At 68.4% G+C, this 22,435-nt stretch carries 22 protein-coding genes; 6 read left to right on the top strand and 16 right to left on the bottom strand.

The annotated features are described in order from the left end of the window. A partial coding sequence (locus AWC02_RS18335; protein WP_207568082.1) for a hypothetical protein occupies positions 1 to 771 on the top strand: 771 nt, incomplete at its 5' end. 515 nt (positions 772 to 1,286) lie between these two features. Here the strand turns inward: AWC02_RS18335 and AWC02_RS18330 are convergent. From AWC02_RS18330 to AWC02_RS18280, 11 genes are all read right to left on the bottom strand, one after another. Further along, positions 1,287 to 1,550: a hypothetical protein gene (locus AWC02_RS18330; RefSeq protein WP_133055663.1), complete on the bottom strand. Its 264-nt coding sequence runs from the start codon at positions 1,548 to 1,550 to the stop codon at positions 1,287 to 1,289. Between the two features lie 67 nt (positions 1,551 to 1,617). Next, positions 1,618 to 3,237: a chaperonin GroEL gene (groL, locus tag AWC02_RS18325; RefSeq protein WP_085130092.1), complete on the bottom strand. Its 1,620-nt coding sequence runs from the start codon at positions 3,235 to 3,237 to the stop codon at positions 1,618 to 1,620. Positions 3,238 to 3,327: 90 nt separating this feature from the next. Continuing rightward, entirely contained in the window at positions 3,328 to 3,630 is a 303-nt protein-coding gene (groES, locus tag AWC02_RS18320; RefSeq protein WP_085130091.1) for a co-chaperone GroES, read from the bottom strand. A 196-nt stretch (positions 3,631 to 3,826) separates the two neighbouring features. Next, positions 3,827 to 4,861, bottom strand: a complete 1,035-nt coding sequence (gene tsaD / locus AWC02_RS18315; protein ID WP_085130136.1) for a tRNA (adenosine(37)-N6)-threonylcarbamoyltransferase complex transferase subunit TsaD — start codon at positions 4,859 to 4,861, stop codon at positions 3,827 to 3,829. A gap of 49 nt (positions 4,862 to 4,910) precedes the next feature. After that, the gene (tsaB, locus tag AWC02_RS18310; protein ID WP_085130090.1) at positions 4,911 to 6,080 is read right to left on the bottom strand and encodes a tRNA (adenosine(37)-N6)-threonylcarbamoyltransferase complex dimerization subunit type 1 TsaB; all 1,170 of its coding nucleotides are present in this window, start codon (positions 6,078 to 6,080) and stop codon (positions 4,911 to 4,913) included. Continuing rightward, the gene (tsaE, locus tag AWC02_RS18305; protein ID WP_085130089.1) at positions 6,077 to 6,538 is read right to left on the bottom strand and encodes a tRNA (adenosine(37)-N6)-threonylcarbamoyltransferase complex ATPase subunit type 1 TsaE; all 462 of its coding nucleotides are present in this window, start codon (positions 6,536 to 6,538) and stop codon (positions 6,077 to 6,079) included. The genes tsaB and tsaE overlap by 4 nt, the downstream gene beginning before the upstream one ends. Next, the gene (locus AWC02_RS18300; protein ID WP_085130088.1) at positions 6,531 to 7,634 is read right to left on the bottom strand and encodes an alpha/beta fold hydrolase; all 1,104 of its coding nucleotides are present in this window, start codon (positions 7,632 to 7,634) and stop codon (positions 6,531 to 6,533) included. Before AWC02_RS18300 ends, tsaE begins: the two co-directional genes overlap by 8 nt. Beyond that, on the bottom strand, positions 7,624 to 8,778 hold the full coding sequence (gene alr / locus AWC02_RS18295) for an alanine racemase (RefSeq protein ID WP_085130087.1): 1,155 nt from the start codon (positions 8,776 to 8,778) through the stop codon (positions 7,624 to 7,626). Before alr ends, AWC02_RS18300 begins: the two co-directional genes overlap by 11 nt. An 85-nt stretch (positions 8,779 to 8,863) precedes the next feature. Next, positions 8,864 to 10,252, bottom strand: a complete 1,389-nt coding sequence (gene gad / locus AWC02_RS18290; RefSeq protein ID WP_085130086.1) for a glutamate decarboxylase — start codon at positions 10,250 to 10,252, stop codon at positions 8,864 to 8,866. Positions 10,253 to 10,262: 10 nt separating this feature from the next. Then, positions 10,263 to 11,684: an NAD(P)H-hydrate dehydratase gene (locus AWC02_RS18285; protein WP_085130085.1), complete on the bottom strand. Its 1,422-nt coding sequence runs from the start codon at positions 11,682 to 11,684 to the stop codon at positions 10,263 to 10,265. 52 nt (positions 11,685 to 11,736) lie between these two features. Continuing rightward, entirely contained in the window at positions 11,737 to 12,381 is a 645-nt protein-coding gene (locus tag AWC02_RS18280) for a rhomboid-like protein (protein ID WP_085130084.1), read from the bottom strand. A 114-nt stretch (positions 12,382 to 12,495) separates the two neighbouring features. Here AWC02_RS18280 and AWC02_RS18275 point away from each other — a divergent pair, with 114 nt between their 5' ends. The 5 genes from AWC02_RS18275 to AWC02_RS18255 all read left to right on the top strand — a co-directional run bounded on the left by AWC02_RS18275 (position 12,496) and on the right by AWC02_RS18255 (position 17,713). Then, a complete protein-coding gene (locus AWC02_RS18275; RefSeq protein WP_085130083.1) occupies positions 12,496 to 13,410 on the top strand; it encodes a sensor domain-containing protein in 915 nt (304 codons plus the stop codon). Between the two features lie 292 nt (positions 13,411 to 13,702). Next, complete coding sequence (locus AWC02_RS18270) at positions 13,703 to 14,485, top strand: sensor domain-containing protein (RefSeq protein ID WP_237160521.1); 783 nt, start codon at positions 13,703 to 13,705, stop codon at positions 14,483 to 14,485. A 92-nt stretch (positions 14,486 to 14,577) separates the two neighbouring features. Then, the gene (locus AWC02_RS18265; protein ID WP_085130082.1) at positions 14,578 to 16,509 is read left to right on the top strand and encodes a flavin-containing monooxygenase; all 1,932 of its coding nucleotides are present in this window, start codon (positions 14,578 to 14,580) and stop codon (positions 16,507 to 16,509) included. A 1-nt stretch (position 16,510) separates the two neighbouring features. After that, on the top strand, positions 16,511 to 17,248 hold the full coding sequence (locus AWC02_RS18260) for an SDR family NAD(P)-dependent oxidoreductase (RefSeq protein ID WP_085130081.1): 738 nt from the start codon (positions 16,511 to 16,513) through the stop codon (positions 17,246 to 17,248). Positions 17,249 to 17,356: 108 nt separating this feature from the next. Then, positions 17,357 to 17,713, top strand: a complete 357-nt coding sequence (locus AWC02_RS18255) for a hypothetical protein (protein ID WP_085130134.1) — start codon at positions 17,357 to 17,359, stop codon at positions 17,711 to 17,713. Here AWC02_RS18255 and rnhA read toward each other — a convergent pair. From rnhA to glmS, 5 genes are all read right to left on the bottom strand, one after another. After that, on the bottom strand, positions 17,694 to 18,230 hold the full coding sequence (gene rnhA, locus AWC02_RS18250; protein ID WP_085130080.1) for a ribonuclease HI: 537 nt from the start codon (positions 18,228 to 18,230) through the stop codon (positions 17,694 to 17,696). The two genes, AWC02_RS18255 and rnhA, sit on opposite strands and share 20 nt — an antisense overlap. Continuing rightward, positions 18,227 to 18,853 carry a glyoxalase gene (locus tag AWC02_RS18245; protein WP_085130079.1) on the bottom strand — a complete coding sequence of 209 codons (627 nt, stop codon included), beginning with the start codon at positions 18,851 to 18,853 and terminating at the stop codon, positions 18,227 to 18,229. Before AWC02_RS18245 ends, rnhA begins: the two co-directional genes overlap by 4 nt. 14 nt (positions 18,854 to 18,867) lie before the next feature. Then, the gene (locus AWC02_RS18240) at positions 18,868 to 19,695 is read right to left on the bottom strand and encodes a DUF4436 domain-containing protein (RefSeq protein WP_085130133.1); all 828 of its coding nucleotides are present in this window, start codon (positions 19,693 to 19,695) and stop codon (positions 18,868 to 18,870) included. A gap of 212 nt (positions 19,696 to 19,907) precedes the next feature. After that, positions 19,908 to 20,432, bottom strand: a complete 525-nt coding sequence (locus AWC02_RS18235) for a cupredoxin domain-containing protein (protein WP_085130078.1) — start codon at positions 20,430 to 20,432, stop codon at positions 19,908 to 19,910. A 44-nt stretch (positions 20,433 to 20,476) separates the two neighbouring features. Continuing rightward, positions 20,477 to 22,345 carry a glutamine--fructose-6-phosphate transaminase (isomerizing) gene (gene glmS, locus AWC02_RS18230; RefSeq protein WP_085130077.1) on the bottom strand — a complete coding sequence of 623 codons (1,869 nt, stop codon included), beginning with the start codon at positions 22,343 to 22,345 and terminating at the stop codon, positions 20,477 to 20,479. Positions 22,346 to 22,435 lie beyond the last annotated feature (90 nt).

Raw genomic sequence — 22,435 nt, 5'->3', positions numbered from 1 at the left:
CCTTCAATCATTCGGCTACGACACGCCGGACCTCACCAGCCGGCCCAGCTCGTACACCACTCTGCTGGACGCAACCTCAAGCTGCGAACTGACATGTGGCCGTTCTGGCTTGAAGATGCGATTGAGGCCGCGAGCGCTGCGAGTCAGGCGGCGGATCGTGTACCGCAACTGTTATCGCAAACGGATGAGGCAACTGGTGAAACACAGGATCGGTTGAACCGCGAGCTTGATCGGGCGATGATCAACGAACTTCGCGCGACTATGCGTGCGATAACCGCATCAGCTTTCGCGCTCGACGCGTTCTACGCGACGGTCAAAAGCCGGTGCGGCCCTCATCCACACAATGAGACGTGGCAGCAGAATGGCACTGCCCGCGAAAAGCGTATCGCGGAGACCCTCAAATATCACTTCTGTCTGAAGGCCAAGGAAAGTGGACCCGTCCAGTCCTGCGTGGAGCAGGTCTTCAAGTTCCGAGACTGGGCAGTGCACATGGCGGCTGAGTTCCGCGACCCGGTGTACCGCGAAGATGTCGAGTCGAGCGTTGATTGGCATTTTGTGGTGTTTCGGGCCAACAACGCGATAAACGCGACCGGCTATACCGTGCAGGTTTTGGACTACCTCGTCTCGATCCTGGATCGCGGCGGCGAAGACCTCACCAACTGCAAAACACTTGCCATCGAGCGAATGGACGCCATCTTCGACGCGTATGACCAGGTTGAAGCACTGCCCAATTTCGACCGAAAGAGCCTGCAGACCAGCGACGAGCCGTGAACAGGGGTTAGGGGCGCTAGGAGTGTCGCGGGTCGCCGTTCCGCGCGGCTGGCCTACGGTTTTACTTATGCGGACTCGGGCCCGTTTCGGTTAGCGGCTACCTACACAGTGGCCCCGGAGGGCAGGATCCACTGCCCAAACGATCGCGAGGCCCAGGCGGGTTAGCTCGGTTCGACGCTTCGGCCGCTGAGCATAGCGGCATGAGGAGCCGCGACCGACCGTTCTCGCTGCTGGTCGGCACCATCACCAGCGCCAACCAAGCCAACCAGCCAACACCGACCGCATAAACGAGGCCACCTGACGGCCAGGCATCCGGAGTTCGGTCTGGGTGCCGAACCGCCCGCACCCCCGCCGGACATTGGCCGCCCCCGAGCTTCCGGGTGTTGCTGGGCAGCGCCTCCGCTGCGCTGACCGTGACAGGTCGGTAGACCCGGAACAGGGTCGGGTGGCCGGAGTCATTCTCCCACCCATCGAACACGGGTTTGATGATGCCGTCTTTCCGTTTCGCCTGACTCTCACAGGCTCGTCAGCAGGGTAACCCTGTACGGAAAGAGGCGCGCCTTCCCAAGCTCAACGATGCGGACCATCCGTATAACAGATTCCTTGGCCATATGCACCGCCCCTTCGATAGTGAAGCCCGACAACAACGCAACGATCTCCGAAACCGCAAAACCAGCCAAAAAGTGCAATGGTCCAACGCTTACAAAAACCATGCCCGCCATCGTCAGCCTGAGAAGGGCGCGCCCCAGGGACACGTTTCCGTGTTTCGGCATGTTCATCGTATTGCACCGGGTATGACAACACCCCCGGCCATAAGGCCGGGGGTGTTGTTTGCGAACCGGCTACCTAGTGCGCGTGCCCGTGACCGTGGCCGGCGTGCGGATCGACCTCGACGGGCTTGTCCACCACCGCGGTCTCGGTGGTCAGCACCATCCGGGCCACCGACGCGGCGTTGAGCACCGCCGAGCGGGTCACCTTGACCGGGTCGATGACACCGTCGGCGACCAGGTCACCGTAGGACAGCGTGGCGGCGTTGAAGCCCTGCCCGGCCGGCAACTCGGCGACCTTGGCGGTCACCACCGCACCGTCGACACCGGCGTTGGCGGCGATCCAGTACAGCGGCGCGGTCAGCGCGGCGCCGAACACCTCGACGCCGAGCTTCTCGTCGCCGCTGAGCGAGGACGCCAGCTCCGACAGCGCCGCACGGGCCTGGACCAGTGCCACGCCACCGCCGGTGACGATGCCCTCCTCGACCGCGGCCTTGGCCGCCGCCACCGCGTCTTCGACCCGGTGCTTGCGCTCCTTGAGCGCGGTCTCGGTCGCCGCGCCCACCTTGATCACGGCGACGCCACCGGCCAGTTTGGCCAGCCGCTCCTGCAGCTTCTCCCGGTCCCAGTCGGAATCGGTCGTCTCGATCTCGGCGCGCAGCTGCTTGACCCGACCGGCGATGGCCTCGGCGGTCCCGGCACCGTCGACGATCACGGTGTCGTCCTTGCTGACCACCACCCGGCGTGCCTTGCCCAGCACATCCAGGCCGGAGTCGCGCAGGGTCAGGCCCACGTCGGGGTTGACGACCTGTGCACCGGTGACGATCGCCAGGTCCTCCAGGAACGCCTTGCGCCGGTCGCCGAAGTAGGGCGCCTTGACCGCAACGGCCTTGAGCGTCTTGCGGATCGCGTTGACCACCAGGGTCGACAGCGGCTCGCCCTCGACGTCCTCGGCGATGATCAACAGCGGCTTGCCCGCCTCGGCGACCTTTTCCAGCAGCGGCAGCAGGTCCGGCAGCGAGCTGATCTTGTCGCGGTGCAGCAGGATCAGCGCGTCCTCCAGCACGGCTTCCTGCGCGTCGAAGTCGGTGACGAAGTACGCCGACAGGAAGCCCTTGTCGAAGCCGACACCGTCGGTGATCTCCAGCTCGGTCGACAGCGTCGAGGATTCCTCCACGCTGACCACGCCGTCGCTGCCCACCTTGGTCATCGCCTCGCCGACCAGCTCACCGATCTCCTCGTCGCGCGAGGACACGTTGGCCACCTGCGCGATCGACTCCTTGCCAGAGACCGGGGTGGCCGCGGCCAGCAGCGCCTGCGACACCGCGTCGGCGGCCTTGGCGATGCCGGAGCCCAGCGCGATCGGGTTGGCGCCGGCCGCGACGTTGCGCAGGCCGCCGGAGATGATGGCCTGGGCCAGCACCGTGGCGGTGGTGGTGCCGTCGCCGGCCACGTCGTTGGTCTTGGTGGCCACCGACTTGACCAGCTGCGCGCCGAGGTTCTCGAACGGGTCTTCCAGGTCGACGTCCCGAGCCACGGTGACGCCGTCCATGGTCACCGTCGGGCCGCCGAAGGACTTGGCCAGCACCACGGTGCGCCCCCGCGGGCCCAGCGTCACCCGGACGGCGTCGGCGAGCTTGTTCACGCCGGCTTCCATCGCCCGGCGCGCGGCCTCGTTGAACTCAATCTGCTTGCTCATAGGTGTTGCGCCCTTTTCTCTACGCGTGCCGCCCCGGACATCACCCGTATTACGGGGATCTCCGGGGCGGGCACGGTGGTTGCTTCGTGGCTACTTGCCGACGACGGCCAGCACGTCACGCGCGGACAGGATCAGGTACTCCTGGCCGCCGTACTTGATCTCGGTGCCGCCGTACTTGCTGTACACGACGACGTCGCCCTCGGCGACGTCCAGCGGGATCCGCTTGCTGCCGCTCTCGTCCCACCGGCCGGGACCGACGGCGACGACGGTGCCCTCCTGCGGCTTCTCCTTGGCAGTGTCCGGAATGACCAGACCGGAAGCGGTCGTGGTCTCGGCCTCGTTGGCCTGAACGAGGATCTTGTCCTCGAGTGGCTTGATGTTCACGCTCGCCACGATTGGAGCCCTCCACATTGTCTGGATGCGACCCGGCATACGCCGAGCCCATCGGAACGTACTTACTTAAGGTGTTCGGCATTCGTGCCAGCCCTCGCGTCGTCGTCGCGGGTGCCGAGCGAGAAACCGACCGACTGCCACCTAGCACTCTATACATGAGAGTGCTAGCACTCAAGGAGACCCCGCTGCGAATAGATCAGCGGATCTGACCCGCCACCACCGGCAGGCCCGGATTGGTCGCCACGTCCAGCGGCGACGGCGCCGCGCCGGCGGCGATCAGGTGCGCGGCGAACGACGCGATCATCGCCCCGTTGTCCGTGCACAACCGCAACGGCGGGATCCGCAGCGTCAAACCGGCCGCCTCGCAGCGCTGCTCGGCCAGCTCGCGCAGCCGGGAATTGGCGGCCACCCCGCCGGCGATCAGCAGGGTGCCCACGCCCAGATCGGTGGCCGCACGCACCGCCTTGGCGGTCAGCACGTCGGCAACCGATTCCTGGAACCCGGCCGCCACATCGGCCGGCGAGAACGCCGGATCGCTGGCGTTCTTCTCGATGTGGCGCGCCACCGCGGTCTTGAGTCCCGAGAAGCTGAACACATAGGGAGCGTCGCGTGGGCCGGTCATTCCGCGCGGGAACCACACGGCCTCCCGGTCACCGGTGCGAGCCAGCTCGTCCAGGGCCCGCCCGCCGGGATAGCCGAGCCCGAGCAGTCTGGCCACCTTGTCGTAGGCCTCCCCCGCGGCGTCGTCGACGGTGCTGCCCAGCTCGACGATCGGCTCCCCGAGCGACCGCAGGTGCAACAGGTGGGTATGGCCGCCGGAGACCAGCAGGGCCACGCACTCCGGCAGGGGGCCGTGTGCGTAGACGTCGGCGGCCAGGTGACCGCCCAGGTGGTTGACGGCGTAGAACGGGACTCCCCAGGCCGCCGCGTACGCCTTGGCGGCGGCGGCGCCCACCAGCAGCGCTCCCGCCAGCCCCGGGCCGATGGTGGCCGCGACCACGTCGGGCCTGTCCACCCCCGCTGTCGCCAGCGCCCGCCGCATGGTGGGCCCCAGGGCCTCCAGATGTGCGCGCGAGGCGATCTCGGGCACCACCCCACCGAACCGGGTGTGCTCGGAGACGCTGGAGGCCACCTCGTCGGCCAACAGTGTCAGCGTGCCGTCGGAGTTCAGCCGGGTGATTCCGACACCTGTTTCGTCGCAGGAGGATTCGATGGCCAGCACCACTGTCATCTGCGCCACCGCCCCTCATCGCCTGGCTGTGCGTCGTCGCCGGCGCGTGTCATGAGATCGCTCCCCGGCTCATCGTGTAGGCGTCTGCTCCGTTGCGGTAGTAGCGCTTGCGGACTCCGGTCGTAACGAATCCGACGTCGCGGTACAGCGCGATGGCCGCAGCGTTGTCGGTTCGGACCTCCAGGTGCACGGTGCCGCCGTCGGCGTACTCCAGCAGGTCGGCGAGCAGCCGGCGGCCGATGCCGCGCCCCTGATGCGCCTTGTCCACCCCGATGGTGTGCACCTCGTACTCGAACGGCGGGGTGCGTCCCAGGCGCGCGATTCCGGCGTAGCCCACCAGTGCATCGCCGATCCGGGCGGCCACGTAGTGATGGTCGCGGGTTCCGATCGCCCGCAGGAACGCCTCCGCCGGCCACGGGTCGTCACCGCCGAACAGTTGGGCCTCCAGCTCGGCGCAGCGCACCGCGTCGCCGCCCGTCAACGGTCCCAGCGTCACCGGCGGTTCAGCGAGGCTCGCCGCAGGCGAGGCGAAGCTGGGACCGCCGACCGAGGGCACCGGCGGTTCAGCGAGGCTCGCCGCAGGCGAGGCGAAGCTGGGACCGCCGACCGAGGGCTTGGCGTCTGGGCGGCGCAGGTACAGCGGCACCAGCGAGTCTGCAGGATCCCCCCAATCGTGTACCGCGGCAAGCAGTCCCGCAGGACTCGGGTAGGCGATGTCCAGGGTCGGCAGACCGAACAGACCGGCGTGCGCGGGCGAGCCGGCGACCGCGACCGCATCGGCGGGGTCGACGTCGGCGGGGGCAGCCACGTCCGGCCCGGCCACCCGGATGCCGTCGCGATAGCGGGCCCAGTAGACCTCCCGGCGACGCGCATCGGTGACCACCAGCGCGGTGGCCGCGGTGCGCACCCCGATCGCGTCCAAGCTGCACACGCCGTACACCGGGATGTCCAGGGCGTGACCGTAGGCCGCAGCGCTCGCCATCCCGACGCGCAGGCCGGTGAACGGTCCGGGCCCGCAGCCCACCACAACTGCGGCCAGGTCGGCCATTCCCAGACCGGCGTCGGCCAGTGCGGCCAGCACGTTGGGGGTGAGCCGTTCGGCATGGGCGCGGGCGTCTTCGGTGACCCGCTCGGCCAGCACCGTGCGCCGGTCGGTCGCCACCAGGCCCGCGGTCACGGCCGGGGTGGAGGTGTCGATGGTCAGAATCGCTGCGCTCATGCCTGATACCACCGCCACGTCGCCGTGCGCGTCTCGGAGTCCGCCGCACGGTCCAGCCGGATGTCGAGGTGCCGATCGGAGAGCCGCTCGGCCAGACCCTCGCCCCACTCCACCACCACCACGGCGTCGTCGAGTTCGGTGTCGAGGTCCAGGGAGTCCAGCTGCGCCGGCAGGTCCAGGCCCGTCTCGTCGAGCAGGCGGTACAGGTCGACGTGAATCATCGCCGGGTTGCCCGGCCGGCGGGCCCGATGCTCGCGGGCCAGCACGAACGTCGGCGAGGTGACCGGGCCGTCGACGTCGAGTGCTGCCGCGATTCCCTTGGCCAGCACCGTTTTTCCAGCACCCAGCGGGCCCGACAGCACCACCACGTCACCAGCGCGCAGCCCAGCGCCCAGCCGCGCCCCCAGCGCGACGGTGTCCTGCGCCGTGGCCAGGGTGGCCTCCTGCCGCTCAGCCACTGCGGCCCGCCCTGCGGTGCAGTCGGCGGCTCAGCATGACACGGCGCGGGGTGGCCCGCTCCACCAGTCGCACCAGCGCCTCATCGATGACATCGGGCTCCTCCAGCTGCACCAGATGCCCGGCCCCGGGCACGATCACCAGCTCACAATCCCACAGCGTGGCCGCCATCGCCCGCGAGTACCCCACCGGGGTCAGCAGGTCACGATCGCCGCAGGCGACCAGGGTCGGGATCTTGGCCAGCGTCGCCAGCGCGGCACTCTCGTCGTGCACCTCCAGGGCGTGCAGGAAGCCGACCATGGTGGCGACCGGGGTGGCATGCATCATCTCCTCGGAGTACGCCACCACACTCGGGCTGATCCGATCCGTGCCATAGGAGGCGGCCCGCAGGATCGGCGCGATCACCCTGCGGGCCGCACCGCGACCGCGCTGCACCAGTTTCGGCGCATACCGCACACTGAACTGCACGGCTTCCAGCGCCGGATTGCGCAGGATCTCGCCCAGCGGGGAGCGGGAAACCCCCTTGGCGGCTGAGGCGATCAACGCCGCGCCGACGATCCGGTTGCCGTAGCGCTGCGGAAACTGCCGCGCGTGCGCCAACACCGTCATACCGCCCATCGAGTGCCCCACCAGCACCACCGGGCCGCGCGGCACGGTCGCGGCCAGCACCGCCTCCAGGTCCTGGCCCAGCCGCGGAACGGTGTAGGTCTCCGGTGGCGCAACACCGGAATCGCCGTGGCCGCGCTGGTCGTAGAAGACCATGCGCACCTGATCGCCCCACTCGGCCGCCAGCCGGGCCCGCTGAAAGTGGAAGGACCCCATCCGCAGACAGAATCCGTGCGCGAACACCACCGTCAGCGGCGCGTTGCGCGGCCCGACGTCACGCACCGCCAGTTCGACGCCGTCGTCGGTGACCACCACCGAACTGTGGTCCTGGCCCAGCACTGCGAAATCCTCGGCGCCATAGGCGTCCTCGGCGGTGGTACGTCGGGTCACCGACCGGAAGATGGTGCTCCCGGCGATGGTGCCGACAGCCGCCACACCGGCCGTCCCCGCCAGCCAGCCGCCGGCCCGGGAGCCGCTGCGCTTACCGGCCATCAGCGCCCCGATACGTTCGGGCGACCCGTCCGCGGGGGCTGTTGACCACCTCGTAGTGGATGCTGCCCAGCGCGTCGGCCCAGTCCTGGGCCAGCGGTTCGCCGTGCGCGCCGGACCCGAAGAGGATGACCTCGTCGCCTTCGCGGACGTCGACGGGGCCGGGTCCCAGGTCCACGACGAACTGGTCCATGCACACCCGGCCCACGCTGCGCCGGCGTCGGCCGTTGATCAGCACGTCGAATCGTCCGCTCAGCGTTCGGAACACCCCGTCGGCGTAGCCGATGGGCACCAGCGCCAGGGTGGTGTCGGCCGGGGCGATCCAGGTCTGCCCGTAGGAGACGGCTTCGCCGGCCTTGATCGGGCGAACCAGCACCACCGTCGATTTGAGGGTCATCGCCGGAATCAGGCCCATGGCACCGCGCTCGGGGATCGGGCTCAGGCCGTAGAGGGCGATTCCGGGCCGCACCATGTCGTAGGCCAAATCGGGGCGGGTCATCACTCCGGCCGAATTGGACAGATGCGCGATCGGGAACCTCAGGCCGTGCGCACCGGCGATGCGCAGCAGCTCGGAAAACCGGCGGGCCTGGATATCGTTGACCGGACTGGCGGCCTCGTCGGCGCAGGCCAGATGCGACATCAGGCCGCGAACGCGGACGGCGTCCTCGGCAACAGCTCGTCGAAGTGCGCTCACCAGCGCCTCGAAGTCGGCCAGACCCACCCCGTTGCGGTTCATGCCGGTGTCGGCCTTGACCGTGACCGTGGCGGTGCGCCCGGTGGCGCCCACCGCCTCGAGCAGCTCGTCGAGCTGCCGCGCCGAGGAGACGGCGATCTGGACGTCGGCGGCCAGCGCGGGCGCGAAGTCGGTGTGCGGCCCGTGCAGCCAGGCCAGCACCGGTGCGTCGATACCGGCCGCGCGCAGCGCCAGGGCCTCGTCGACGGTGGCGACCCCGAGCTCGGCGGCACCGGCGGCCAGCGCGGCGCGCGCCACCTGGGCCGCACCGTGGCCGTAAGCGTCGGCCTTGACCACAGCCATCAGCGCGGCGGGGCCGGCGTGCTCGGCCAGCACCCGCACGTTGTGGGCAATGGCGTCCAGGTCCACCAGCGCTTCGGCGAGCAGGCCCGATGTTCGGGATACGGCAGTCATGTCAGCCTCGATTGTCCCAGAACCGGCGCGGCACCCCCTGCCCCGCGCCCTTCAGCGGCACCGGCTGCTCTCCGGTTCCGGCAGATCAGTGTGCAAAATGCTGCTGATTGTCGTAGTGTCCCGCGGGTTTGATTCGGTCCAGCGCGGCCACCGACTTGGCGATGTCGTCGAACAGTGCCCGGGCCAGGTCGGCCGACAGGCCCTCCCGGACCACCACCCGCAGCACCGTGACGTCCTCGGCGCCCTCGGGCATGGTGTAGGCCGGGACCTGCCAGCCGAAGGTGCGCAGCTCGTGGGAGACGTCGAACTCGGTGTAGCCGCGGTCGCCGGCCAGCCGGAAGCTCACCACCGGGATCGCCGAGCCGTCGCTGATCACCTCGAAATGTTCGCTGACGGCCAGCCGGTGCGACAGCCAGCGCGCGGTGTCGGACAACGTCCGCATCACCTCGGTGTAGCCGGCCCGGCCCAGCCGCAGGAAGTTGTAGTACTGGCCGACGACCTGGTTTCCGGGCCGGGAGAAGTTGAGGGTGAACGTCGGCATGTCCCCGCCCAGGTAGTTGACCCGGAAGACCAGCTCTTCGGGCAGATGTTCGGCGCCCCGCCACACCACGAAGCCGATGCCCGGATAGGTCAGCCCGTACTTGTGGCCGCTGACGTTGATCGACACCACCCGCGGCAGCCGGAAGTCCCATTTGAGGCTCGGGTGCAGGAACGGCACGACGAACCCGCCGCTGGCCGCGTCCACGTGCACCGGTACGTCGGGACCGCCGCCGGCGGCCAGGGCGTCCAGCGCCGCGCAGATCTGCTCGACGGGTTCGAGCTCTCCGGTGTAGGTGGTGCCCAGGATGGCCACCACTCCGATGGTGTCCTCGTCGACGGCGTCGACCACCTGCTCGGGGGTGATCACATAACGGTCCTGCGCCATCGGCAGGTAGCGCGGCTCGACGTCGAAGTAGCGGCAGAACTTCTCCCACACCACCTGAACGTTGGCGCCCATCACCAGGTTCGGGGTGCGGTTGCGCCAGCCGTCTTTGACCTTCTGGCGCCAGCGCCACTTCATCGCCAGCCCGCCCAGCATCACCGCCTCGCTGGACCCGACGGTGGACACCCCGATCGCACTGGCGGGATCGTCGTCGCGCAGGTCCTCGGCGTGGAACAGGTCGGCGACCATCGACACGCAGCGCTGTTCGATGGCCGCGGTTGCGGGGTATTCGTCCTTGTCGATCATGTTCTTGTCGAACGACTCCGCCATCAGCTGCGACGCCTCGGGGTCCATCCAGGTGGTGACGAAGGTGGCCAGGTTGAGCCGGGAACTGCCGTCGAGCATCAGCTCGTCGTGGATGAACCGGTAGGCGGCCTCGGAGTCCATCGGATCGTCGGGCAGCCGCAGCGCCGGGATCGGTGCGGTGAACATGCGGCCGGTGTAGGCCGGCGCGATGGAGTGTGCCGGCACGGACGGGTGGGAATGGGTCACTGCGACTCCTCTATAGCTGGGCCAGAGCGGTGCGGATGTGGGCCAGGATGCGCGACGCCGACGTCGGGGTGTCGCCGGGGCCGGGGTCGGCGGCCGACGCCGCCGCGGCACGGGTGTGCACGAATGCGGCGGCCGCGGCGGCCTCGGCGGCGGGCAGTCCGGAGGCCAACAGAGCGCCGATCATCCCGGACAGCACGTCACCGGAGCCTGCGGTGGCAGCCCAGGAGGCACCGGCCGGGTTGAGATAGACGGGCCCGGACGGATCGGCGATGACGGTGACGTTGCCCTTGAGCAGCACGGTGGCGCCGAACCGGTCCGCCAGTTCGGTGGCCGCGCCGACCCGGTCCGGGCCGGGCGGATGCCCGGCCAGCCGGGCGTATTCGCCGGCGTGCGGTGTCAGCACGGTGGGGGCACTGCGGTCGGCCACCAGGTCCGGGTGGGCGGCGAGGATGGTCAGCGCATCGGCGTCGACGATCACCGGCAGATCGGAGCCGAGCGCGAACCACAGTGCGGCAGCGGCCTGTTCGCCGGTGCCCAGGCCGGGGCCGACCGCCCAGGCCTGCACCCGGCCCGCGGCCGCCGGACTGGGTGCCGCAACCACCTCGGGCCAGTGCGAAACCACTTGGGCAGCAGCACTTCCGGCGTAGCGGACCATACCTGAGGTAGCCGCCACGGCCGCCCCGGCGCACAGGATCGCCGCGCCCGGGTAGGTCGCCGAGCCGGCCAAGATACCGGTGACACCCTGGGTGTACTTGTCGTCGCGCGGTCCGGGCGCCGGCCAGATCCGCTCCACGTCGGCGGCGGTCAGCCCGTGCACGTCGGTGGCCGGAAGATCCAGGCCGATATCGACGAGTTCGACCCGCCCACACTGCCCCAGGGCGTGCACCGGCTTGAGACCGCCGAAGGTGACGGTGAGCGCGGCGTGCACGGCGGGACCGTCGGCCGCACCGGTGTGCGGGTCCAGGCCGCTGGGGATGTCGACGGCCACCACCGGAATGTTCGCCCGCTCGACCGCGGCGAAGACCTCGGCGGCGTGCGGTCGCAGGGGGCCCCGCCCGGAGATGCCGACCACGCCGTCGATCACCAGGTCTGTTGTCGGCGGTACGCGGTCGACGATCCGGCCGCCGGCACGCCGAAACGCCCTGAGCCCCTTGGCGTGGGCGCGCTCAGGTTCCAGCAGCACGGCGGTGGCCGCCGCGCCGCGCCGGCGCAGCAGGGTCGCCCCCCACAGCGCATCGCCGCCGTTGTCGCCGGAACCCACCACCGCACACAGACTGCGCCCGGCCACCGCGCCGGTGCGTGCCGTCAGCTCCCGGGCGATCGCGGTCGCCAGGCCGAATGCGGCCCGCCGCATCAGCACACCGTCGGGCAGGCTCGCCAACAGCGGTGCCTCCGCGGCGCGAATGGCCTCGACGCTGTAGTAGTGCCGCATTCTGGTCTCCTCGCCCCTTCTCGCGATTGTCGCGATAGTCGCGACTGTCACGCTAGTGGCCGCCGGCGGCGCTCGGGTGATGTCGCAGCGGATGGTGGCGGGTCAGCGGATAGCAGGCCAATCCGATGAGCAGGGCGGCGGCATGGCCGATCGCGGTGAAATCCGGGTTGATGATCAGGGGAACCGCGAAAATGACGGCCAGCGCCGCCAGATAGGCCCAGCGCCACGGCCGGCGGATGCGGTAGGTGAGCACCGCCATGACGCCCACCAGGAAGTAGCTGACGCCGATGTCGCGGGCGTAGGTCAACCGCTCCGATTCGCGGTGCAGGTGGATCAACACATACAGCGCACCCTCGCTGGCGTAGGTGGCTCCGACGTGGGAGATCAACCCGACCATCAGCCAGCGCAGGTGGCCCAGCCAGTGTTCGGCCGGCGCCAGGAACAGGCTGAACAGCACCAGATACGGCGACCAGTCTTTGCCGTCGATCCACAGCAGACTCGAGACCAGCACCTCCAGCGGATCGGTGGCCAGGTGATGCAGGTTGGTGGACTGCTCCACGAGCATGGTGTGCAGGTGCGGGCCGACCAGGTGCTGGATGGCGGTGGTGACCCCCAGCGCGGCCAACCACAGGTAGGTCAGCGGGGCCGTGTGCACGAAGTGCCACACCGCGGCCAGCCGCGTTCTGACGTTCGCCACGGCGTACAGCGTCGCACGATCAAGACGGGACGAGGCAGCCCGACCGCTGATAACCTCACCTTCACGATCGGGCCATCCAGCGGCGGCCGGCCCCGAGGGGATGTGGGGGCATCTATGAGCGAACCGCACGGTCCGTCACCCGACCCGTACCGCCAGGACCCGTTTGCGCCGATGAACCGGCCCTTTCCGCCGCCCGGCGGGGGTCCTTTCCCGCCGCCGCTGCTGCCGCCGGGTCTCGGTATGCCGCCGCCGCCGCGGCGCCCCGGACGTGCCGCCGTGCTGGTCGCCGCGGCCTGTGTGATCGCGGTGATCGGCGTGGGGCTCACCATCGTGCTGTCCGGACGCGATCGGCATCACACGGCCAAACCCACTCCGAAGACGCCGACCGCCACCTCGACCGCGACCGCGGCATCATCCCCCGACCGGCCACCGGTGCCGGTCGCCAAGATCGAGGGACTGCTCCCCCGCCAGGAGGTTCTCGCCGCGGCGGTGGCCGACCCCGATCTGGGCATCGTGGTGAGCGGCGACGCGATGGATGACATCACGGTGGTGGACGCCGACTGTCAGGGAATCAGCTCCGTGGCCTCCGGGCCGGTCTACGCGGGCACCGGCTGGACCGCGATCCGCTGGCAGCGCTGGTACAGCCCGGCCGATATCGACACCCACGACCTCAAGCACGCCGTACTGGTGTCGGTGGCCACCTTTCCGCGGTCCGAGAACGCCCATGCCTTCTACGCCAAGCAGAGCGAGAAGTGGAAGCGGTGCGCCGGCCGCACCCTCAACATGACCGTCACCAATGGCGCCGATGAGCCGCCGGTGTTCTGGACCATCACCGAGGTCACCGAGTCCGATGAGGTGGTCAAGACGACCGCGATCAGCGAGGGCGGCGGCGGCTGGTCGTGCCAGGACGCCCTGACCGTCCGCAACAACGTGATCGCCCAGGCCGATGTCTGCGGCGACACCATCCCGGCCAACGCGGCGCAGGACATCCTGGGCGCGATCGCCCCGCAGGTCGACGCCGCCGGGTGAGCCGACCATTGATGCACAGCGGCCGTACCGAGACGCACTGCCGCGCAGCCAATGCGGGTTGCGGCGGACCACCCGCTGATAACGTCTCGTGCTGACGACACCGTCCGTCTATTGCCGGTACCCAGGGGGATGAGGTGCCCTTATGAGCGATCCCATGAGGCAGTCGCCCTACCGCTACGACCCCACGCGCTTCCCACCGACCAACGAGCCCATCTCGCCGGCGCCAGGCGGCCCCGTCCCGCCATTCTGGCCACCGGTTCCCCCACCGAACGGCAACCGTCGACTGATCCGGATGCTGCTGGGGCTGGTCTGCGTATTGACGGCGATTGTCGTGGCGCTCACCGTCACCGTCATACGCCGCGAACAGGACGAACACCCGCCGGCCAGCGCCCCATCGTCACCTGCCGCCTCCCCCGACCGCACACCGGCACCCCTCTCCGCTTCCGGCCGCCTGGTGCCCGTCGCCGCGCTCGACGGCCTGTTCCCGGCTCGGGGCGTCGTCACTTCCGCGGTGGACGACCCCGCCATCGATCTGGTGACGCACGGTGAGCACATCGACCCCGAGGATCTGGCGGATGCCGATTGCCAAGGGATCGCCAGCGTCTCCTCCCAGGCCTACACAGGATCAGGTTGGACTGCAATCCGCTGGCAGCGGTGGAACAGTCCGGCCGAACCCGATCCCCGCTTCCTGATGAAGCATGTCTTAATGTCCGTGACCGGTTATCCGCACGCCGCCGCTGCCCGGACCTTCTACGCCAATCAGAGCGCTGCGTGGCAGAAGTGCAACATCCGTATTGTCAACAGCCGCTCTGCCAGCGCGGACGAATCAGCCGACCAGCTCTGGTTTATCGATAATTTCACCGACTCCGACGGCGTACTCGGGGCCGTGATGATGGACAACGTCAACCCCGACTGGACGTGTGAAACCAGGCTGACTGTACGCCGCAACGTTGTTGTCCGCGCCGCCGTGTGCGCACACACAACTGCTTCGACAGCCGCACGCACAACTCCTTCGGTAGTGGCGGTACACACCCTGCTCGACTCGATCACCGCGAAGATCGACGCGGCCGGGTGAGCCCCCGCCACCCTTGATCGGCGCCTGCGCCTCGCGTATCGTCCGATTCAATTTCGCGTCGCACAGTAGCGAATGCGGGGAAGGTCGAGCTGTTGCGCAACCGCTACGCCGGGAAGCCGTTCAGCACCAGCGATTCTGCGATCGCCTCCGCTTTGGAGCAGGTGTCCATCCCCACCCTGTTGCTGTCGTGCGTACACATCACCGGTGATCCCCGCTTCATCCGCGACTTCAAGCAGAACGGGATCTTCCTCAACGAGATCCAGGGGTTCATGTCCGAGGAGGACAAGGCCCGTGCCCGCGCCGAAGCGCTGCCGGTGATCGTGGAGTACCGCGACCGCGGCTGCCCGCAGCCCGCTCCCCTGCCCGCCGAGCTGGTCAAGGAGATGCTGGACTGGGCGGCCTGTGAGACGATCCCGGACACCTACTTGGGATTGCTGGGTGAAGAGCTCGACCTCGAAGGGGCCGACCCGCGCCGTCCGGACGCGCTGGACCCGGCCCGCGCAGCCGAATTTCCGGTGGCGGTGATCGGCTGCGGTGAATCCGGCGTGCTGGCCGGAATCCGGCTGGCCCAGGCCGGCATCCCCTACACCATCTTGGAGAAGAACGACGGCCCGGGCGGAACATGGTGGGAGAACACCTATCCGGGCGCCCGGGTGGACGTTGCGAACCATTTCTACTGCTACAGCTTCGAACCCAACAACAACTGGCGACATTACTTCGCCGAACAGCCGGAGCTGCGGGCGTACTTCGCCGGCCTGGTGGCCAAACATGGCCTGGGCGAACACGTTCGCTGGGGCACCGAGGTCACCGACGCCACCTGGGACGAGGACACCGGAACCTGGACGTTGACCACCCGCACCGGCGACGGTTCGGTGTCCATGCTGGCGGCACGCGCGGTGATCACCGCAGTCGGTCAGCTCAACCGGCCGCATCTGCCCGATCTCGATGGAGCGGACAGCTTGGCCGGACCAGCGTTTCACTCCGCGGCGTGGGATCACAGCGTCGACCTGACCGGCAAGCGGGTCGCGCTGATCGGAGCGGGCGCCAGCGGATTTCAGATCGCACCGGCGATCGCGGAAAAAGTGCAGCACCTCACGGTGTTTCAGCGCACTGCACAGTGGATGTTTCCCAACCCGATGTATCACGACGCCGTCGACGACGGGGTGCGCTGGGCGCTGGAGCACCTGCCGTTCTACGGCCGCTGGTACCGCTTCCTGCTGCTGTGGCCCGGGGCCGACAAGGGTTTGGAGGCTGCCCGGGTAGATCCGGACTATCCCGACCAGGACTACGCGGTGAGCGAGCTCAACGCCTTGGCCCGGCTGATGTTCACCGGCTGGATCACCGAACAGGTGGGCGACGACGACGAGCTGCTGGCCAAGGTGTTACCGGACTACCCCGCGACCGGCAAGCGCACCCTTCAGGACGACGGCACCTGGCTGCGCACCCTGCGACGCGACAACGTCGAACTGGTCCGTACCCCCATTCGGCGGATCACCCCGCAAGGCGTGGAGACCGATGACAGCGACCACCATGAAGTGGATGTGATCGTGTACGCCACCGGCTTTCGGCATACCGATGTGTTGTGGCCGATGCGCATCACCGGTCGTGACGGTATCGATCTGCACGCGCTGTGGGGCAGCAAACCGTATGCGTATCTGGGTATCACGGTTCCGGGGTTCCCGAACTTCTTTGTGCTCTACGGCCCGGGGGCGCATCTGGCGCACGGTGGCAGTCTGATCTTCAACTCCGAGTTGGAGATGCGCTACATCGATGCCTGCCTGGCAAAGCTTGCCGGCGAGCAGCTGCATTCGATCGAGCCGACCGCGCAGGCCGCCGCCGAATGGCATCAGGCCACCCAGGTGGCGATCTCCAAGACCGTGTGGGCACATCCGGCGATCAAGCATTCCTACTTCAAGAACGCCGACGGCGAGATTCACACGGTGAGCCCGTGGCGGCTCGACGAGTACTGGTCGGCGGTGCGTGAACCGGATTGGTCGCAGTTCGTCATCGCAAAGGAGCGCTGAGGTGAGCGGAGTGGTCGTCACCGGGGCAGCATCGGGGATCGGCCGGGCCTGCGCCCAGGCCCTGGTCGCCGAAGGTCGCCGGGTTGCGTTGTGGGACATCGCGCCAGCGGTCCAGGACGTAGCCGCAGGTTTGCGGATGCCCGGCGCGATCGTCGACGTCTGCGACGACGACGGGATGCCCGCAGCGGTCACGGCGGCGGCCGACGCGCTGGACGGCATCGACGGTCTGGTGCACGCTGCCGGCCGGGTGTTGCCCGAGCCGGTGGGCGCCTACACCGCCGAGTCCTGGGATGCGGTGATCGATGTCAACCTGCGCGCCCAGGCGATGCTCGTGCAGTTGATGCTGCCGCACCTGGAGGCTGCCGCCCGAGCCGGCGGCGACCCGGCAGTGGTCGGTATCTCGAGCATCGAAGGGTTGACCGCCAACCCGTTCATCCCGGCCTACTGCGCCTCCAAGGCCGGACTGCTGGGGCTGACCAGGTCGATGGCTGCCCAGCTGGGCCCGGCCGGAATCCGCGTCAACGCGGTCTGTCCCGGCTTCATCGAGACCCCGATGCTGCAGATCGCCCTCGACGTCGCAGAAGTCGCGGCCGGCTTTGTGGCAGCTGCGCCGCTGGGGCGGATCGGTCAACCGGCGGAGGTCGCCCAGGCGGTGGCGTTCCTGATGTCACCGCGGGCGTCGTTCATCACCGGGACCCAGATCGTGGTCGATGGTGGCGTCACCGCCCGGCATCCGTGACGGCCGAGAAGACCCCGCTGTGCCGCGACGTCGTCGGCCGTCCAACCGCGTACATTCCGGCGCGCGAACCCGCCCCACCGAGCACAAGCATCGGTAGCATCCATGAAGATGTCCCAGAGCTACCCGCCGCCGAAGCCGCCGATCTCGCGGGGAGATCTCGCGGGGGCCCTGTCAGCCTTAGCCCTGACGTTCATCGGCAGTGGTGTGGCCGCGTTTCTGGGACTGTTCCTGATGGCCTTCACGGACAACTGCCCGCCCTCGACCTGCAATATCGATGCAGGCGTCACAGCAATCGCGGCCGGATTCGCGGCTGCCGCCGTAGTCGTTGTGGCCGGAACGGTCGTCACCATCGTCCGACTGGTGCGCCGTAACCCGGCCTGGCCGTTCGCGTTGGCGACCCTGGTGCTGACCGCCGCGGCGTGCACTGCGGGTATTGGCGGCTATATCACTGCGGTGGGTGGCTGACTCCTAAGTGGGGCGCACCACCTGCCGCGCGGCCACCGCCGGCCAAGGTGCGTATGGCCGATTCGGCGATCGCTTCCCGTAGGCCCCGTGTCGCCAGCTCATCGGCCAGCTCGTTGTCGGCTACCCCCGAATGGCCTTTCACCCAGAACCACTCAACCTGGTGACGCGCGCAGGCGGCCTGAAGCCGTTGCCACAGATCAACGTTCTTCACCGGCTGCTTGGCGGCGGTCCGCCAGCCGTTGCGTTCCCAGCCTGAAACCCAGGTGGTGATGCCGTTGCGGACGTAAGTGCTGTCGGTGTGCAGATGTACCACCACCGGCCGGGTGAGGGCTTCCAGCGCCATGATCGGTGCGGTCAGCTCCATCCGGTTGTTGCTCGTCTCGCCGGGCTCGCCCCCGCACATCTCGCGGACGTGGTGGCGCATACGCAGCACCGCGCCCCAGCCACCCGGGCCCGGGTTGGGGCGGCACCCACCGTCGGTGTGGATGACGACCACGTCATCGGTGGATTCGGTCATCGGCTGAGGATAGGCGGAGAGATCATCGCGGTGCGGACCGACATACCCAGATCGCGGTGCCGCAGCGTGGCGATCCGGCGGCCGGGCTGCACGGCGTCCTTCACCGGCAACATACGCTCGCCGAAGAACGACGCAGTCGCCTCGATATCGGCGACGACGTAGGTGATGCCCCACAGCGATGACGGGCCGTCCGTCGCCGTTTCGGGCGACCCGACGACTTCGAGGATCACTGCCCCCAGCCGGAAGAAAATCTGCTGCATCGGCCGGCCGCCGAGTTCGGCGTCGCGGACCCGACGCGACTGCAGCCCGACGGCACCCAATGCCTCGACGGTGCGAGACAAGTTGGGGGACACCAGCACAATGTGATCGATCGAGGTCACGCCGTTCGGATGCGCAGCCGGCTCGGCGGCCGCCGCGATGGAATGGGAGGTGGGGATGTCGTCGAGCGGGCCGTCCTGGGGCAGGCCCCGCAGTGCCCACCCGAGGATGCCCGTGCCGCCTCCGGCCAGCCGTAGCCGAACCTCACCCACCCGGCAGATGTCGTCGGGGTCCACGCTGAACCCGGCCGACCGCCACGTGTCGGCCGGATCGGCAAGGTGCAATTCGTCGAGGGTGACGGACATGCCGCTCACCGTAGTCAGGCCGGCGTGCCCGGCTCGGGGTTGAGATCACGCCACCAGCAGTAGATGAACAGCAGCATCGACATCACCAGCGCCACGATCACCCACAGCGTGATCGTGACGTCGATCCAGGATCCGATCGGCGGCGCGTCGGGCAGCGCATTGCGCAGCGGAACCACCGCGAAAAGCATGGCGGCATACCAGGTCGTCATCGGCGGCTGAAACTTTCGCCAGCCCAGGAAAGTCAGCACGGCTACCACGACCGCGACCACGGCCAGGGCGACCAGGACGCCGACGATGACGGCGCCGAAGGCCACCGTGCTCGGAGATCGATGCAGGGCCACCCGGTATGGGCCGGTGTCACGGTCGCTGGCGATCTCGTTCTTCCAGCCGGCAATGTGATCGACAAACGTCACCGACATCCGTTCGGGCATGGTGGCATCCCCGCGCATGACATCAACGGTGATAGGCCCCGTCTTGTAATGGTCGAACGGCCATTTCGCCGAGTTACCGGAGATGGTCAACGGGACCGGGAACTCGCCGGGCACCGTCCCCTTGGTCCAGCTGCGCTTGGTCGGGGTGACCGCGGAGTGCACCGCGATGCTGAGGTCTTCGGTGAGTCCGTGGGTGTTCGGGTCGAGCAGCGACGGTCCCGGGGTGATGGTGACTTTGCCGGTCAGCGTGCCTTTTACGGTCTGCAGGTCCTCGATGTCGATGGTCACGGTCGTTCCGTCGACGGATGCCTGGCCTTCGGTGAGATGGCGCGGGCATCCGCACCCGGCCCGCTCATACAGCGCCACTGTGACGACGTAGGACGCGACGAAGAAGACCGCCATGCCGATCATCAGCAGCAGCCTGGCCCGATTGACGTGTACCACAGGATTGCCGTTGGACAAGGCGGCTCCTCACTCGAAATGGTCAGGGGTCGATGACGACGGCTGCATCGTCTCATCACCCCAACACGTCTCGCCACGGTTTCGCCGCACCGGCCGACAGTTGCCGGCAGTGGCCGAGCGGGCGAACTGCGTTTGCGACGCGGCCGGCAAACGCCGGTGTGCTAGAAGACTTCGCTGTGCGGGGCGGCGATGACGAAGCCGTGGGTGACGGCGGGGTCGCCGGCCTTGGCGCCGTTCTCGTGCGCGGCCTTGAGCACGCACACCACCTCGGTGCCCAGCGGAGCCCCGCAGACCAGTGACTCGGTGGGCGAGAAGTCCCAGAAAACGATCTTGTGGCCCGGTGCCAGCATGATCGAGGGAACCTTCTCCGGGTTTCCGAGCAGTCCGGCCGGTGCCATCGGCAGGAATTGCGCCGGGCCGTTGCCCTCGGCGTGAACCGTGCCAAGACTCACGCTGCGGGTTCCCGGCGGAGTCCCGACGAGATTTCCCGCACAGGCGATGCTGTGCGTCACCTTCCCACGGCTCTTGCGGCAGGCAAGGCCGGACATGGTGGTGAACGCCAGATCCGGGATACCGGTGAGGTCGGTAACCGTGGCAGGCAGCGGACCGCTGTCGTCGAACAGCGGATCGAGGTCGGGAACCTCATTGGCCGCAACGGCATTCGTCACCGGAGCGAATACCGCCATCAGGGCGCACGCCACTACCAACAATCGTCGCACTGCAACTCCCGCTACTCGACGGTGACCGATTTGGCCAGATTGCGCGGTTTGTCCACATCGTAGCCACGGGCCTGCGCCACCCCGGCAGCGAACACCTGCAGCGGGATGGTCGACAGCAGCGGCTGGTAAAGCGTTGACACCGCGGGGATCTCGATCAGGTGGTCGGCGTAGGGGCGCACCGTCTCGTCGCCCTCCTCGGCGATCACGATGGTGATGGCGCCGCGGGCCTGGATCTCACGGATGTTGGAGAGCAGCTTGGAATGCAGCATTGCCGCGTTCTTGGGCGAGGGCATCACAATGATCACCGGCAGGTCGTCCTCGATCAGCGCGATCGGACCGTGCTTGAGCTCGCCGGCGGCGAAACCCTCGGCGTGCATGTAGGCCAGCTCCTTGAGCTTGAGCGCGCCTTCGAGGGCCACCGGGTAACCGACGTGGCGACCCAGAAACAGCACCGCGGGCGAGCGGGCGAACTGGCGGGCCAGCTCGGCAACCGAATCGATGCCGTCCAGCACGTGCGACACCAGCTCGGGCATCGATTCCAGCTGCCGGTACTCGTGCTCGACTTCGTCGGGATACTTGGTGCCCCGGGCCTGCGCCAGCGCCAAGCCGACCAGGTAGTTCGCGGTGATCTGCGCCAGGAACGTCTTGGTGGAGGCGACACCGATCTCCGGCCCGGCGCGGGTGTAGAGCACCGCGTCGCACTCGCGCGGGATCTGCGAGCCGTTGGTGTTGCACACCGCGAGCACCTTGGCCTTCTGCTCCTTGGCGTGCCGGACCGCCTCCAAGGTGTCGGCCGTCTCGCCGGACTGGCTGATCGCCACCACCAGGGTGCTGCGGTCCAGCACCGGGTCGCGGTAGCGGAACTCACTGGCCAGCTCCACCTCTACCGGCAAGCGGGTCCAGTGTTCGATCGCGTACTTGGCCAGCAGGCCGGAGTGGTAGGCGGTGCCGCAGGCCACCACGAACACCTTGTCGATCTCGCGCAGCTCCTGGTCGCTCAAGCGCTGCTCGTCGAGGACGATCCGACCGTCCTCGAAGTGCCCCAGCAGGGTTTCGGCCACCGCGGTGGGCTGCTCGGCGATCTCCTTGAGCATGAAGTACTCATAGCCGCCCTTCTCAGCGGCCGACAGATCCCAGTCGATGTGGAAGTGACGAGCTGCGGCAGTGTCGTCGTTGCCGTGGAAGTCGGTGATGCGGTAGCCGTCGGCGGTGATGACCACCGCCTGGTCCTGGCCCAGCTCGACCGCGTCCCGGGTGAACGGGATGAACGCCGCCACATCTGAGCCCAGGAACATCTCGCCGTCACCGATGCCGACCACCAGCGGAGTGGACCGACGCGCGGCCACGATCGTTCCCGGGTCGTCGGCGTGGGCGAACACGACGGTGAAGTGGCCCTCGAGCCGGCGCAGCACCGCCAGGGCCGAGGCCACGAAGTCACCGGCGGTCTCGCCCTGCCGGTACTCCCGCGCCAGTAGGTGGACGGTCACCTCGCTGTCGGTCTCGCTGCTGAACTCGACGCCGGAACGTTCGAGCTCGTCTCGCAGCACGGCGAAGTTCTCGATGATGCCGTTGTGCACCACCGCGAACTCCCCGACGGTGTCGCAATGCGGGTGAGCGTTCTGGTCGGTGGGCCGGCCGTGGGTGGCCCACCGGGTATGGCCCAGGCCGGTGCCCCCGACCAGCAGTGCGGGGTCGGTGGCGGCCAGTTCGGCTTCCAGATTGGCGAGCCGGCCGGCACGGCGCCGGACGGTCAGCTGTCCCACCCCGTCGACGACGGCGATACCCGCTGAGTCGTAGCCGCGGTATTCCATCCGGCGCAGGGCCTCGACGACGACGTCACGAGCAGACCGCTGCCCGACGTAGCCGACGATTCCGCACATAGCTGTTCAGGGTAGTGCACGGGCAGCACCCGCCGAGCAATCGCGCTGGTCAGTGCCGTCGCGGTTGCAAGCCCAAACCGTAGCGTCCGG

This window comes from Mycolicibacter engbaekii, from assembly GCF_002101585.1.
Lineage (GTDB): Bacteria > Actinomycetota > Actinomycetes > Mycobacteriales > Mycobacteriaceae > Mycobacterium > Mycobacterium engbaekii.
The sequence above is the reverse complement of the archived record's forward strand: the minus strand, read 5'-3'. Positions and strand labels throughout refer to the sequence as shown.